This is a genomic window from Spirulina sp. CCY15215 (assembly GCF_016888125.1).
In the GTDB taxonomy this organism is placed as follows: Bacteria; Cyanobacteriota; Cyanobacteriia; order Cyanobacteriales; family Spirulinaceae; genus CCY15215.
This window is the reverse complement of the sequence record NZ_JACSWA010000166.1, coordinates 1-207: the sequence shown is the minus strand read 5'-3', so window position 1 is coordinate 207 and position 207 is coordinate 1. Positions and strand designations below refer to the sequence as shown.

Annotated in this window: 1 protein-coding gene; it reads left to right on the top strand. The window is 50.2% G+C overall.

Annotated features, from left to right (window positions below; genetic code table 11):
- A partial coding sequence (locus JUI58_RS00805; RefSeq protein WP_204101849.1) for a hypothetical protein occupies positions 1 to 207 on the top strand: 207 nt, incomplete at both ends.

Sequence of the window (207 nt, the reverse complement as noted above, 5' to 3'; positions counted from 1 at the left end):
AACATCAGAAAGCGGAACATCAGAAAGCGACTCATCGAGTGAAAATAGTTCAGGATTCAATGATACTGCGAATAAAGGTTCAGGAGCAAGCAATAGTGACTCCTCCTCCGATGGAGACAGCAGCGAAGACGAACTCAACCTCGCCCGCGCCCAAGCCAGTCTTGATGAAGTATACCGCGCCACAGGAGTCAAACCCGCTCTCCTCTA